This window comes from Pseudoalteromonas sp. SG41-5 (genome assembly GCF_014164495.1).
Classification (GTDB): Bacteria; Pseudomonadota; Gammaproteobacteria; order Enterobacterales; family Alteromonadaceae; genus Pseudoalteromonas; species Pseudoalteromonas rhizosphaerae.
Genome location: NZ_JACJFH010000280.1, coordinates 1 through 529, shown reverse-complemented (window position 1 = coordinate 529; position 529 = coordinate 1). Strand labels below are relative to the sequence as shown.

General features: G+C 45.7%; 2 pseudogenes. Both read left to right on the top strand.

Annotation, left to right across the window (positions count from 1 at the left end):
- Positions 1 to 195 (top strand): annotated as a pseudogene (locus H5232_RS23610) (immunity protein YezG family protein); the annotation flags it as partial.
- A gap of 71 nt (positions 196 to 266) precedes the next feature.
- Positions 267 to 529: pseudogene (locus tag H5232_RS23605) on the top strand (hypothetical protein); the annotation flags it as partial.

Sequence of the window (529 nt, the reverse complement as noted above, 5' to 3'; positions counted from 1 at the left end):
ACAAGCGAACAGCCGATTACCGTGACGGACGAGATAGTCGATTTATTCAACACCCTATTTGAAAAGGCCACCCAACACCAACCAGAAAACTGGACACGCGCTATTTTTACCATTAATCGCCAAGGCCAGTTCAACCTGAACTTTGAGCGTGATAATACCGATGGTGGCGTTATCACTGCACAACAAACTTATTAAACAATACTGATTTACCCGCTCTTTAACAACATGGATGTTGCAAGGCTAGGCGCTACAGTCTTCAAAGATTAGTGCCCTCGCCTTTCATTTTTGCACAAGTAAATTCGAGTCTACGCATTCGTGGCAGCGGGTTTACCCCGCGACATAATTCCCCCGCAGCCCACAACGAATTATTATTTGATGATAAAGCCAATGACAGCAACGAATCGATGGAAGCCGCCATTGCAGTGCTACGCAAGCTCGGTAAAGGCGACCCAGTAAAATACTTACGGGAAATAAACTGGCAAAATTTGGGCAAGCAAGCCGCCAGTGAAGTAAAAGCCGTAATCAAAGG